Origin of the sequence: Streptomyces odontomachicola (assembly GCF_039605595.1) — a bacterium.
GTDB lineage: Bacteria > Actinomycetota > Actinomycetes > Streptomycetales > Streptomycetaceae > Streptomyces.
This window is the reverse complement of record NZ_JBCFOK010000007.1, coordinates 93593-106357: the sequence shown is the minus strand read 5'-3', so window position 1 is coordinate 106357 and position 12765 is coordinate 93593. Positions and strand designations below refer to the sequence as shown.

Sequence of the window (12765 nt, the reverse complement as noted above, 5' to 3'; positions counted from 1 at the left end):
GTCAGGTCGTGGACGGGCCCAGGGCTACTGTCAGGTCCAGTTCCACGCGTTGGCCGGGGAAGCCCAGGGACGCCACGCCCAGCAGGGTGCTCGCGGAGGTGAACGCGGGGGCCAGCGCCGAGGCGTTCAAGCGGTGCCAGACCTCCGCCAGCACCTCCTCCTCCGTGCTCGCCACGTAGATCACGGAGCGGACCACCTGCTCCGGCGCCGCGTCGATCGCGGCCAGCGCGGTCAGGGCGTTCGCCGCGACCTGGTCGGTCTGCGGCAGCGCCTCGCCGGGGGCGACCACCGCGCCCTCCGCGTCCAGCGGGCACTGCCCCGCGAGATGGGCCGTCCGGCCCGCCTCGACGATGGTGATGTGGTGGTAGCCGGGAGTCTCGTGCAGCCCGGAGGGGTTGAGGCGGGTGAGCGAGGGCGCGGTCGTCATGACCGGCACCCTTCCAGGACGGGAGGGGTGAGGGCCACGCATTTTCCGGCGCCGCGACGGCGTACGAGACGAGCAAGACGCCTCAGAACAAGCGGATGTCCGCCAGCAGCGCCCGGTGGTCCGTCCCGTGGAAGGTCAGGAAGCGGGCGTCCACCGTGGTCATCGGCGAGCTCGTCAGCACGTGGTCGATCTGGGCGCCCAGCGGAGAGGCGCCGGACGGCCACGTCGGCGTGCGCGACTGCCCGGTGAGCCGCGCGGCGTCCCGCATCCCGGTGTCCAGGATCCGGCGGAACGCGGCGTGATCCTGCGAGGAGTTGAAGTCACCGGCCATGAGCGTGGGCGTGTCACCCCGCGCGGCGGCGAAGGCGCGCAGCCTCCCCAGCTCCGTACGCCACGTGCCCAGCGACGACGGCTCGGGCGGCATCGGATGCGCCACCTGCACCCGCACGGACCGCCCCCGCACGTCGGCGACCGCGCCGGGCATCGCCATCTCCCCGCGCACCGCCTCGGACTCGCGCAGCGGGAACTCGCTGAGCAGCGCCGACCCGTCGGATGAACGGTCGGTGCCGGCGCCCATGATGATGCGGTACGGATACGCCTCCTTGAGCGGCCCCGAGCGCAGCGCGTCCGCGCACCGCAGATCGCACTCCTGCACCGCGACGAACTGCGGCCGCTCCCTGCGTACGGTGTCGACGAGGTCCTTCGTGGCGCCCCCGAACTGGAGGTTCGCGGTCAGCACGCGGAAGCGCGCCGCGGAGGCCCGCTCCTCGGCGCCCGACGCCGCGTCGGGCCCGTACGGCCGCAGGAACCACCCCGTCGCGGCGAGCGCCAGCACCGCGGCGCACACCAGCACCCACCGCCTGGCCAGCGCGCCGATCAGCAGCGCCAGCCACCCCGGCACCAGGAACCACGGGAGGAACGCGAGGACTTGGGGGAGCGGCGTGGGCCCGTCCGCGTCGGCCGCGCGCGCGGCGAGCGGCAGGCTCATGCCCGCGAGGGTCAGCCAGGCGGCCCAGGCGAGCAGGCGCAGCCGTCGCCGGCGCGGCCGCCGCCCGCCTCGCAGACCGGCCGGACCGCCGCGGCGCCGGTCCGGCGCCTGCAGTCCGTGGTGGCTCTCTTCCCCCGTCAGCACACCCCCGATGGTGCCTCATCGCGCGCGCGGTGCGCCGAAGGACCCGCGCCCGCCGGTCATTTGGCGCGATCACCGCGCGGAGCGGCACGGAATGGCCGATACCGTGTCGGCCCGCCGAACCCCCGTACGGCCAAGCGGGAAACCCCCGTACGGCCCGGTCGCACGCACACCCGAAGCGCACGCACACCCAAGCCGCGCCGCCCCCTCACCTGTTGCGCGGCGTCTCGTCCGGGAAGATCTTGGTGACCATGTCGCCGTCCTCGGTGAGGTAGCCGTGCAGCATGCCGGGGCTGCTGTGCGGCGCGTCGAAGGTGCCGTCGGGGCCGAGCGCGATCACCCCGCCGTCGCCGCCCAGCTTCGGCAGCCGCTTGATCAGCACCTCGTACGCCGCCGACGCCACGTCCTTGCCGCCGAACTCCACGAGGTTGGCCAGCGTGGAGGTCGCCGCGCCCCGGATGAAGGTCTCGCCGTGGCCGGTGGCGCTGGCGGCGACGACGCCGTTCTTCGCGTAGGTGCCGGAGCCGATGAGCGGGGAGTCGCCGACACGGCCCGCCATCTTGTTGGTGGTGCCGCCCGTGGAGGTCGCGGCGGCGAGGTTGTCGTCCTCGTCCCTGGCGACGGCGCCGACCGTGCCCTTGGTCGAGGAGCCCGGCGCCCCCACGTCCTCGCCGTCGTCCTTGCCCTGCTGCTTGCGCTCCTTCGCCTTGGCGCGCTGGAGCTCCTCCCAGCGCTGCTTGGTCGAGTAGTAGTCCTGGGTGACCGTCTTGAGGCCCTGCGCCGCGGCGAAGTCGTCGGCGCCCTCGCCCTGGAGCAGCACGTGCGGGGTCTCGTCCATGACCTTGCGCGCGGCGGACACCGGGTTCTTGACGTTGCGCACACCGGCCACCGCACCGGCCTTCATGTCGGAGCCGCGCATCACGGAGGCGTCCAGCTCGTGGTCGGCGTTCTCCGTGAAGACCGCGCCCTTGCCCGCGTTGAACAGCGGGTTGTCCTCCAGCTCGCGCACCGCGGCCTCGGTCGCGTCCAGGCTGCTGCCGCCGTCGTCCAGCACCCGGCGCCCGGCGCGCAGCGCGTCGGACAGCCCGTCACGGTACGCCCGGGCCTCCTTGTTGCTGGTCGTCTTCCGGTCCAGCGCCGTGCCCGCGCCGCCGTGCACGGCCAGCACGACGCGGTGCGCGTCCGGCTTCCCCTTCCCCGCCGGCGAGGAGCCGTCGGCCGCAGCCGCCCCGTGCCCGCCGGGGAGCGCGGCGAGCGCGGCGACGGAGAGCGCCGCGAGGGCGGCCAGGGCGGGCAGGAGCAGGCGTCGGGGACGGGTGCGCATATGTCCTCCTGGTGGGGGCGTACCGGCCGGAGTGGGAGCCCGGCCGAGGGGAGCGACCGGCGGCACACTAACCGCGCTCCGCGCCCCGCGACAGACGGCGATGGCATACGGAGGGCGGCCCCCGCCGGCCACCCCGTGCCCCGGAGCGCGCCGGAGCAGCACGGAACACCACGGGGCGCTCCCGCGTACCGAAGGAACGGAAGTGCGCCGTACCCGGCGACTGACGAAGGAACGGGTGTCAGGATGACCCCCGGGGCGCCAGGTCACTGGGGCTGCCGAGGCGAGCGAGGAGGACGAGGACAGATGACGGCCACCGAAGCCTTCCGGTCTGCGCGCGACACCCTGCTGCGGCACCGCACGGACTACGACGCGGCGCGCGCCGCGTTCAGCTGGCCCCGGCCCGAGCACTTCAACTGGGCGCTGGACTGGTTCGACCGGATCGCGGAGGGCAGCGAGCGCACCGCGCTGCACATCGTCGAGGAGGACGGCACCGAGATCCGCATCGGCTACGACCAGATGCGCCGCCGCTCGTCGCAGGTGGCGAACTGGCTGCGCGCCCAGGGCGTACGGGCCGGCGACCGGCTGCTCCTGATGCTCGGCAACCAGGCCGAGCTGTGGGAGACCCTGCTCGCCGCGATGAAGCTGCGCGCCGTGGTGATCCCCGCGACCCCGCTGCTGGGCGCGGCCGACCTGCGCGACCGGGTGGAGCGCGGCGGCGTGAAGCACGTGGTGGTGCGGCGCGAGGACACCGCCAAGTTCGCCGACGTGCCGGGGAGTTACACCCGCATCGCGGTGGGCGGCGACGAGGTGCCGGGCTGGGAGGCGTACGAGGACGCGTACGGGGCGAGCGCGGAGTTCACCCCCGACGGGCCGACCCGCGCCGACGACCCCCTCCTGCTGTACTTCACCTCGGGCACCACGGCCCTGCCCAAGCTCGTGGAGCACACGCATCTCTCGTACCCCGCGGGGCACTTGGCGACGATGTACTGGATCGGCATCCAGCCGGGCGACGTGCACCTCAACATCTCCTCGCCTGGCTGGGCCAAGCACGCCTGGTCCAACTTCTTCGCGCCGTGGAACGCGGAGGCCACGGTCTTCATCCACAACTACAGCCGCTTCGACGCGCACCGGCTGCTCAGCGAGATGGAGCGGGTCGGCGTCACCAGCTTCTGCGCGCCGCCGACGGTGTGGCGGATGCTCATCCAGGCCGACCTGACCGCGCTCAAGAAGGTCCCGCGCGAGGTGGTCGCCGCGGGCGAGCCGCTGAACCCGGAGGTCATCGAGCGCGTCCGGCGGGACTGGGGCGTGACCATCAGGGACGGCTTCGGGCAGACCGAGACCGCCGTGCAGGTGGCCAACTGCCCAGGCCAGGAGGTCCGTCCGGGCTCCATGGGCAAGCCCACGCCCGGCTTCGAGGTGACCCTCCTCGACCCCGCGACCGGGCGGCCCGGCGCGGACGAGGGGGAGATCAGCCTCGATCTGTCGGCGGGGCCCGTGGGGCTGATGACCGGGTACCACGGCGATCCGGAGCGCACCGCCGAGGTCATGGCGGACGGCTTCTACCGGACCGGGGACATCGGGGCGCGGGACGCCGACGGGTACATCACGTTCGTGGGGCGCGCCGACGAAGTGTTCAAGGCCTCCGATTACAAGATCTCCCCCTTCGAGCTGGAGAGCGCGCTGCTCCAGCACGAGGCGGTGGCCGAGGCCGCGGTGGTTCCCTCGCCCGACCCCGTACGGCTGGCGGTGCCGAAGGCGTACGTGGTGCTGAGCGCGGGGTGGGAGCCGGGCGAGGACACGGCGAAGGCGATCTTCGCGCACTCGCGGGCCGCGCTCGCCCCGTACAAGAGGGTGCGGGTGCTGGAGTTCTCCGAGCTGCCCAAGACGGTGTCGGGGAAGATCCGCCGCGTGCAGCTCAAGGACCACGCGGCGGGCAACCCGTCGACGGAATACCGCGACAAGTGACGGCGACGAGCCGTCGCGACAAGTAGCGGCGCCCGCGCGGCCGTTACGTGCGCAGGAGGTCGTCGGCCGCGTCGTTGACGGGCTGGGGCGTGCCGGTCAGGTCCAGGACGAAGAGGGGCACGCTCAGCTCGTCGGCGCGGGTGCGGGCCTCGCGCGCGTACCCGGCGAGGGAGAAGCAGACGGCGACGGCGGTCTCGTTGAGGCCGTTCAGCCAGAGCGTCTCGATGGCGCGCAGCGCGGTGAGGCTGGTGGTCGGGTCCACGTGCCCGACCACTCCGGTGCCCCGCACGTCCACTCCCGAGGCCGGGCGCTTCTCGGTCATCCGCACATCCGCGTACCCCAGCCAGCGCAGATACTGCGCGGCCGCGGTGCGCGCGTCCTGCGCGGTGCGGATGGTCACGGGCTGGAAGGCGGGCCGCGGCCTGGGCGGCGCGGGGCGCACCGGCGGCTTCTTGCGCGCGGGCTCGGGAGGCTTCGGCCGCTCGGGGCGTGCGTCGGCGCCGCGCTCAATGCGCTGCGCGGGAGCGCCACTCGGGCCGCCCTCCAGCGTTCCGTCCAGGAACGCCGGCGACTCGGGTCCTGCCGGCTCGCCGCCCGTGCCCGCGGTCAGCCGCTCGTGGTCCACCGGCAGATGCAGGCACGCGCCGCAGCCGCAGCCCAACTCGGGGTGCGGCCAGTCCGCTTCGGCACCGCAGCAGCCGCAGCGCACGCGCACCCAGGAGCCGGCCCAGGTGCGATGCTCGACCAGCACGGGCTCGGCGCCGTCGCGCACCGGCAGGGTCACGGGAGCCCCGCAGGCACACGGATAGACCGGAGGCGTGTAGGAGTGCTCGCGGCGGCAGACGGGGCAGCGCACGGGCACGCTCTCGGCCATTGTTCGGGCTCCAGTGGGCTCGGACGTACGCGACGGGTGCGGGGCACCGCTGGGGCGTCCCCTCGTATCGTCCCCGATGGCGGCGGGGAGAAGAAGTCGAACGGCGGGTTGTCGGCCTTCGTTGCACGATCCGGCGGCTTCCGGCATCCGGTGCGCACGCGGCCGTACGGCCATGTCACCGTACGGACCTCACCGTACGTCCTCGCCGTGTGGCGCCGCGCTCACGGAAGCGGACATGGTTGTGTCCCCGCACCGGCGACCACCCCTCATCACTGCGGATCGCCGGTACGGGGACCGCGCGTCGGGCCGACCTCCCAATCGGGCCCGTCGCGCCGCTCGTCGGAGCGGTGCCGCCTCGCCTCTACCGCGTCCTCGCGGCTCGGCGGCACCGCCCTGCGCGGGTCACGCGTCGCGCAGCTCGCGCACGGCCTTCTCCACGCGCTCGCCGTACTCCCGGTCGGCGGCGGTGAAGTGGGCCACGCACTTCTCGATCACGTCGTCGCGGGAGACCTGCGAGAGGCCGCCGGCGATGTTCGCGATCAGGCGCTTCTGCTCCTCCTCCGACATGAGCCTGTAGAGCTCGCCGGCCTGGAAGAAGTCGTCGTCCTTGGAGTGCTGGGCCGCCTCGTGGTTGCCCGTGTAGCCGTTGACCGGGCGCGGGGCGGAGAGCGCCGCACCGGTCTCGGCGGGGCCGTCGTACGAGTTGGGCTCGTAGTTCTTGGCGTACCGGTCGTAGGCGTTGGACGCCATGAAGCCGTCCCGGCCGTAGTTGCGGGCCTCGGTCGCCTTGGGCGCGTTCACCGGGAGCTGGGTGTGGTTGACGCCCAGCCGGTAGCGGTGCGCGTCGGCGTACGCGAACAGCCGGCCCTGGAGCATCTTGTCCGGCGAGGGGCCGATGCCCGGCACGAAGTTGTTCGGCGAGAACGCGGACTGCTCGACCTCGGCGAAGACGTTGTCCGGGTTGCGGTCCAGCACCAGGCGGCCCACGCGCTGCAGCGGGTAGTCCTTGTGCGGCCACACCTTGGTGAGGTCGAACGGGTTGAAGCGGTAGTCGGCCGCCTCGTCCGCGGGCATGACCTGCACGTACAGCGTCCAGGACGGGTACACGCCGCGCTCGATGGACTGCAGCAGGTCCGTCTGGTGGCTGTTCGGGTCCTCGCCGGCGGTCTTGGCGCCCTGCTCGGCGTCGAGGCAGCGGATGCCCTGGTTCGTCTTGAAGTGGTACTTGACGAAGAAGACCTCGCCCTCGGCGTTCGTCCACTGGTACGTGTGCGAGCCGTAGCCGTTCATGTGGCGGTACGAGGCGGGGATGCCGCGGTCGCCCATGAGCCAGGTGACCTGGTGGGTGGCCTCGGGGGAGTGCGCCCAGAAGTCCCAGACGTTGTCCGGCTCCTGCTTGCCCGTGAAGGGGTCGCGCTTCTGGGAGTGGATGAAGTCGGGGAACTTCAGCGGGTCCTTGATGAAGAAGACCGGGGTGTTGTTGCCGACGAGGTCGTAATTGCCCTCCTCGGTGTAGAACTTGAGGGCGAAGCCGCGCGGGTCGCGGGCCGCGTCCGGGCCGCCGAGGTTGTCCGCGACGGTGGAGAAGCGGATGAACGTCTCGGTGCGGCGGCCTACTTCGCCGAGGAAGTGGGCACTGGTGTAGCCGGTGACGTCGTCGGTCACCTCGAAGTAGCCGTACGCGCCGGACCCGCGGGCGTGCACCACGCGCTCCGGGATGCGCTCGCGGTTGAACCGCGCGAGCTTCTCCAGCAGGTGCTGGTCCTGGAGCAGAATGGGGCCGCCGACGCCGGCGGTGGCGGAGTTCTGGTTGTCGGCGACCGGTGCGCCCGACTCGGTGGTCAGCGTGGGCTTCGACATGGTGACCTTTCGTGCGAGCCATACGGAAGGCATTTTCCGCATGTTGGAGCCTAGGGAGCGCCTCATAAGGCGTCAACACTTTGTTGAAAAACGGCCGGGCTGCTGAATGCCGGACTGCTGAGAGATGACCGGGCGGCGGCGACGCCTGGGCGCGACAGGACAGGTGTCAGCGCCGCCGCCACCCGGAGTCCAAAGCCCCCCTCGGGCCCCGGCCGGTGGTACGTACGTGGAGCGTGCGGGTCGGTCGGCGGTGTCAGTCGACCTTCACGCCGGAGAGGCGGCGCACAGAGCGGACCAGCGCGGAGTGGTCCAGGCCGCCGTCGCCCTGCTGCCGCAGCGCGGCGACGAGCTGGCCGACGAGCGCGCCGGCCGGAACGGCCGCACCCACGTTGCGGGCGGCGTCGGTGACGATGCCCATGTCCTTGTGGTGCAGGTCGATCTTGAACCCGGGCTGGAAGTTGCCGGCCAGGATGCTGTCCTTCTTGCGGGCCAGCACGGTGGAGCCCGCCAGGCCGCCGCCGAGCACCTCGAGGGCCGCGTTCAGGTCGGCGCCGGACTTCTCCAGGAAGACCACGGCCTCGGCCAGCGCCTCGATGTGCACGGCGACCATGAGCTGGTTCGCCGCCTTCACGGTCTGGCCCGAGCCGTGCGGGCCGCACAGCACGATGGTCTTGCCGAGGGCCTCCAGCACGGGCTTCGCCTCGTCGAAATCGGCCTGCTCGCCGCCGACCATGATGGAGAGCACGCCCTCCACGGCGCCGGCCTCGCCGCCCGACACCGGGGCGTCCAGGACCTTCACGCCCTTCTTCTTCGCGGCCTCGGCGACGTCCACCGAGGTCTGCGGCGTGATCGAGGACATGTCGATGATCAGGCCGCCGGGCTTGATGTGGTCGAGCACGCCGTCCTCACCGAGCACGACCTCCTCGACCTGCGGCGAGGCGGGAACCATGGTGATCACCACGTTGGCGTCCTTGACCGCCTCGGTGATCGAACCCGCGCCCTTGCCGCCGTCCTTGACGAACGCCTCGACCTTGGCCTGGTCGCGGTTGAAGGCGGTGACGTCGTAGCCCGCCTTGACGAGGTTGCGCGCCATGGGAGCGCCCATGATGCCGAGGCCGATGAACGCGACCTTGGTGCTGTCCGCGGTGTAGCTCATGAGGGTCTTGCCTTTCGGGTCCGGAGGCTGAGTGCGGTGGTTCTTCCACGCCCTGACGGACGGACTGGGAAGCGGGGACACGAGGTGCGGCGGTACGGGTGCGCGAAGCGCTGGGTCACGCCTTGCGCAGCGGCTGGGGCAGCCACCCGAAGGAGCTCGCGCTCGGGTTGTCGCCGGGCTTGTACTCGAGCCCGATCCAGCCCTCGTACCCGGCCTTGCGCAGCCGACCCAGCAGGTCGGTGAAGTTCAGCTCACCGGTGCCGGGGGCGCCGCGGCCCGGGTTGTCGGCGATCTGCACGTGCGCGGTCTTGTCCGCGTACGCGTCGATGATCTGGTGCAGGTCCTCGCCGTTCATGGACAGGTGGTAGAGGTCCATGAGGAACTTGGCGTTGCCGAGGCCGGTCGCCGCGTTCACCTTGTCCACGATCTCGATCGCCTTCGGGGCGCTCACGATCGGGCACTTCGGCGACTCCGGCTCGTTCAGCGCCTCGATGAGCAGTACGGCGCCGATGCGGTCGGCGGCCCGGGCTGCCAGCTTGAGGTTCTCCAGCGCGAGTTCGTCCTGCTCCTGCGGCGAGGCGCCCTCCACGCGGTTGCCGTACAGGGCGTTCAGCGCGGTGCAGCCGAGGGACTGCGCGAAGTCGGCGCACACGTCGATGTTCCGGCGGAACTTCTCGGACTCCTCGCCCGGGATGGACAGCGCGCCGCGGTCGGGCCCGGGAAGCTGTCCGGCATAGAAGTTGAGCCCGGTGAGCCGCACGCCCGCGTCCTTGATCGCGTGGCGCAGCGCGTCCAGCTCGGACTGCTCGGGTACGGGGGCGTCGACCCACGGCCACCACAGCTCGATGGCGGAGAACCCGGCGGCGGCAGCGGCGGCGGGGCGCTCCAGCAGCGGCAGCTCGGTGAAGAGGATCGAGGCGTTGACGGTGAACCGGTAGTCGGCGCTGCCGATTTCGGCGAGGGGGGCCACGGGATCGCGCTCCCTTCCTGAGTTTTTCCGGGAGATTCCGAATGACGGAAGTAAGTTTCTACGTGATGGAAGATTGCTACCAGGTCACGGGAGCTGTCAAGGCTTGCCGGACGTTTTTTGCTCCTCGGACACCCGGCGGACCCCGCGGCCGTGGGTGCGCGGCGCCGCACAGCGGTTAGGTTTGTCGCCGTGAGATTGCGAGTTGAGTTCACTACAGAGCCGTTCGATCTCGAGGAACCACCGGGGCACGCGCTGGTGGCCCGCGATGTCGTGCAGGGCGCCGAGCTGGACGCGGTGGACGTCGGTCCGTTCGGCAACACGGCCGAGGGGGCGGCCGACGAGGTGCTCACGGCGGTGGACGCGCTGCTGCGCAAGTCCCTCGCCGCCGGGGCGACGCGGGTGTCGCTCCAGGTCAACGTGGTGGACCGCGAGGGGGAGGGGAAGACGGATGACGGACCCCGGTGACCACCCCTTCGCCGCGGCGGTGAAGCCGCTGGTGGACGCGATGGGCGGGCAGATGGTGCCGCCGTCGCAGGCGCAGGGCGACGACGTCGTGCTGGCGTGGGAGGGCGAGGACGTGGTGGCGGTCCAGTTGCCGCACCTGTCCGACTCGCTCGACCACATCCTGGCGGAGCTCCAGCGGCGGCACGGCATGCCGCTGTCCGAGCTCGACCGCAAGAGCAAGCAGTCGGTGGTGCGGATTCTGGAGACGCGGGGGGCGTTCTCCGTGCGGCACGGGGTCGAGACCGTGGCCGCGGCGCTCGGCGTGAGCCGCTTCACCGTCTACAACTACCTCAACCGCGAGAAGGGCGAGTAGCCCCTCTCGGCACCCCAAAGCGCTCCGGCCTCCGGCCGGGGCGCTTTTTGCGTGCGGAGCGCCGTAGGGCGGGCCGTCACTCACAAGTCGGGCGCAACCACCCACCCGCATCCCGCCGCAGCGGAAAGCAAGCAGAAGCGCACCCCACCGGCGGTCATCGCGCGAAGCGGCACAGGCGCTCTCTTGACGGCTGCTCTCTTGACGGCGTCAGCCACCGCGCTTACCTTGCTTCCATATCGCAGAACATGACTTCCGCATGGTGAAAGGCGCGCGGTGGAAGTCGCGTGATGGGTCCCCGCATAAGTAGCGAAGCAGGAGTGCGCGATGCCCCGAATGACAGCCGCCCGCGCGGCCGTTGAGATCCTCAAGCGCGAAGGTGTGACCGAGGCGTTCGGTGTGCCCGGAGCGGCGATCAACCCGTTCTACGCGGGGCTGAAGGCCGCCGGCGGGATCAACCACACCCTCGCCCGGCACGTCGAGGGCGCCTCCCACATGGCGGAGGGCTACACCCGTACCGCACCCGGCAACATCGGCGTCTGCATCGGGACTTCGGGCCCCGCCGGCACCGACATGATCACCGGGCTCTACTCCGCCATCGGCGACTCGATCCCGATCCTCTGCATCACCGGGCAGGCCCCGGTCGCTGTGATCGAGAAGGAGGACTTCCAGGCCGTCGACATCCAGGCCATCGCCAAGCCGGTGGCCAAGAAGGCGACGACGGTCAAGGAGGCCGCGCAGGTCCCGGGCGTCTTCCAGGAGGCGTTCCACCTGATGCGCTCGGGCCGCCCGGGCCCGGTCCTGATCGACCTGCCGATCGACGTGCAGCTCACCGAGATCGACTTCGACCCCGAGCTGTACGAGCCGCTGCCGGTGCACAAGCCGCGCGCCACCCGCAAGCAGGTCGAGCACGCGGTGAAGATGCTCACCGCGTCGGAGCGCCCGCTCATCGTCGCGGGCGGCGGCATCATCAACGCGGACGCCTCCGAACTGCTGGTGGAGTTCGCCGAGTTGACCGGTACGCCGGTGATCCCGACCCTCATGGGCTGGGGCACCCTCGCCGACGACCACGAGCTGAACGCCGGCATGGTCGGCCTCCAGACCTCGCACCGCTACGGCAACGAGAACTTCCTCGCCTCGGACTTCGTCCTCGGCATCGGCAACCGCTGGGCCAACCGCCACACCGGCAAGCTGGACAAGTACACCGAGGGCCGGAAGTTCGTCCACGTGGACATCGAGCCCACCCAGATCGGCAAGATCTTCGCCCCGGACTTCGGGATCGTGTCCGACGCCAAGTCCGCGCTGGAGCTCTTCGTCGAGGTGGCACGGGAGCTCAAGGCCGCCGGTGAGCTGCCCGACCGCTCCGCGTGGGCCGCCGAGACCCAGGAGCGCAAGGCCACGCTCCAGCGCCGCACGCACTTCGACAACATCCCGATGAAGCCGCAGCGGGTGTACGAGGAGATGAACAAGGCGTTCGGCAGGGACGCCGTGTACGTCACCACCATCGGCCTCTCGCAGATCGCCGGCGCCCAGATGCTGCACGTCTACAAGCCGCGGCACTGGATCAACTGCGGCCAGGCGGGCCCGCTCGGCTGGACCGTCCCCGCGGCCCTGGGCGTGGCCAAGGCCGACCCGGACGCCGAGGTCGTGGCGCTGTCCGGCGACTACGACTTCCAGTTCATGCTGGAGGAGCTGGCCGTCGGCGCCCAGCACAACATCCCGTACGTCCATGTGCTGGTGAACAACTCCTACCTGGGCCTGATCCGCCAGGCGCAGCGCAACCTGGACATCGACTTCCAGGTGAACCTGGAGTTCGAGAACATCAACTCCCCGGAGCTGGGCGTCTACGGCGTCGACCACATCAAGGTGGTCGAGGGCCTGGGCTGCAAGGCACTGCGTGTCACCGACCCCGCGAAGCTGGGTCAGGCCTTCGAGGAGGCCAAGAAGCTGGCCGCCGAGCACCGGGTCCCGGTCGTCGTCGAGGCGATCCTGGAGCGGATCACCAATATCTCGATGAGCGGCAGCGACCTGGCGTCCGTGAACGAATTCGAGGAGATCGCCACGGAGCCCGAGCACGCTCCCACGGCCATCAGGACGCTGAAGGTCTGAGGCCGCTCAGGGGCGGCACACGGTCGCGGGAGACCCCGGCATATGCGTCCGACAATGCGTGCCGCGGGGCTCCCCGTGTCCCTCAGTGCCGCCCCATGAGCACCCCTCTCAAGAGGCTCGCGCGACCCCTGGGTAAC

General features: G+C 71.3%; 11 protein-coding genes. 4 read left to right on the top strand and 7 right to left on the bottom strand.

Annotated features, from left to right (window positions below; genetic code table 11):
- Position 1: 1 nt before the first annotated feature.
- The 3 genes from ABEE00_RS15015 to ABEE00_RS15005 all read right to left on the bottom strand — a co-directional run bounded on the left by ABEE00_RS15015 (position 2) and on the right by ABEE00_RS15005 (position 2880).
- Positions 2 to 427 carry a RidA family protein gene (locus ABEE00_RS15015; protein WP_345745956.1) on the bottom strand — a complete coding sequence of 142 codons (426 nt, stop codon included), beginning with the start codon at positions 425 to 427 and terminating at the stop codon, positions 2 to 4.
- A gap of 82 nt (positions 428 to 509) precedes the next feature.
- Positions 510 to 1559, bottom strand: coding sequence for an endonuclease/exonuclease/phosphatase family protein (locus ABEE00_RS15010; protein WP_345745955.1), 1050 nt, complete (start codon positions 1557 to 1559; stop codon positions 510 to 512).
- A 205-nt stretch (positions 1560 to 1764) separates the two neighbouring features.
- On the bottom strand, positions 1765 to 2880 hold the full coding sequence (locus tag ABEE00_RS15005; RefSeq protein ID WP_345745954.1) for an isoaspartyl peptidase/L-asparaginase family protein: 1116 nt from the start codon (positions 2878 to 2880) through the stop codon (positions 1765 to 1767).
- A gap of 303 nt (positions 2881 to 3183) precedes the next feature.
- Between ABEE00_RS15005 and ABEE00_RS15000 the strand changes: the two genes are divergently transcribed.
- Positions 3184 to 4845, top strand: a complete 1662-nt coding sequence (locus tag ABEE00_RS15000) for an AMP-binding protein (protein ID WP_345745953.1) — start codon at positions 3184 to 3186, stop codon at positions 4843 to 4845.
- A 43-nt stretch (positions 4846 to 4888) separates the two neighbouring features.
- Here the strand turns inward: ABEE00_RS15000 and ABEE00_RS14995 are convergent, their stop codons facing one another.
- The 4 genes from ABEE00_RS14995 to ABEE00_RS14980 all read right to left on the bottom strand — a co-directional run bounded on the left by ABEE00_RS14995 (position 4889) and on the right by ABEE00_RS14980 (position 9687).
- On the bottom strand, positions 4889 to 5719 hold the full coding sequence (locus ABEE00_RS14995) for a hypothetical protein (RefSeq protein ID WP_345745952.1): 831 nt from the start codon (positions 5717 to 5719) through the stop codon (positions 4889 to 4891).
- Positions 5720 to 6121: 402 nt separating this feature from the next.
- On the bottom strand, positions 6122 to 7579 hold the full coding sequence (locus ABEE00_RS14990) for a catalase (protein WP_345746190.1): 1458 nt from the start codon (positions 7577 to 7579) through the stop codon (positions 6122 to 6124).
- Positions 7580 to 7832: 253 nt separating this feature from the next.
- Entirely contained in the window at positions 7833 to 8735 is a 903-nt protein-coding gene (locus ABEE00_RS14985; RefSeq protein ID WP_345745951.1) for a 2-hydroxy-3-oxopropionate reductase, read from the bottom strand.
- A gap of 115 nt (positions 8736 to 8850) precedes the next feature.
- Complete coding sequence (locus ABEE00_RS14980; protein ID WP_345746189.1) at positions 8851 to 9687, bottom strand: TIM barrel protein; 837 nt, start codon at positions 9685 to 9687, stop codon at positions 8851 to 8853.
- A gap of 207 nt (positions 9688 to 9894) precedes the next feature.
- Between ABEE00_RS14980 and ABEE00_RS14975 the strand changes: the two genes are divergently transcribed.
- The 3 genes from ABEE00_RS14975 (at position 9895) to gcl (ending at position 12628) form a co-directional block, all read left to right on the top strand.
- Positions 9895 to 10170, top strand: coding sequence for a thiamine-binding protein (locus ABEE00_RS14975; RefSeq protein WP_345745950.1), 276 nt, complete (start codon positions 9895 to 9897; stop codon positions 10168 to 10170).
- Positions 10154 to 10522, top strand: a complete 369-nt coding sequence (locus ABEE00_RS14970) for a helix-turn-helix domain-containing protein (RefSeq protein WP_345745949.1) — start codon at positions 10154 to 10156, stop codon at positions 10520 to 10522. The genes ABEE00_RS14975 and ABEE00_RS14970 overlap by 17 nt, the downstream gene beginning before the upstream one ends.
- A gap of 324 nt (positions 10523 to 10846) precedes the next feature.
- The gene (gene gcl, locus ABEE00_RS14965) at positions 10847 to 12628 is read left to right on the top strand and encodes a glyoxylate carboligase (RefSeq protein WP_345745948.1); all 1782 of its coding nucleotides are present in this window, start codon (positions 10847 to 10849) and stop codon (positions 12626 to 12628) included.
- Positions 12629 to 12765 lie beyond the last annotated feature (137 nt).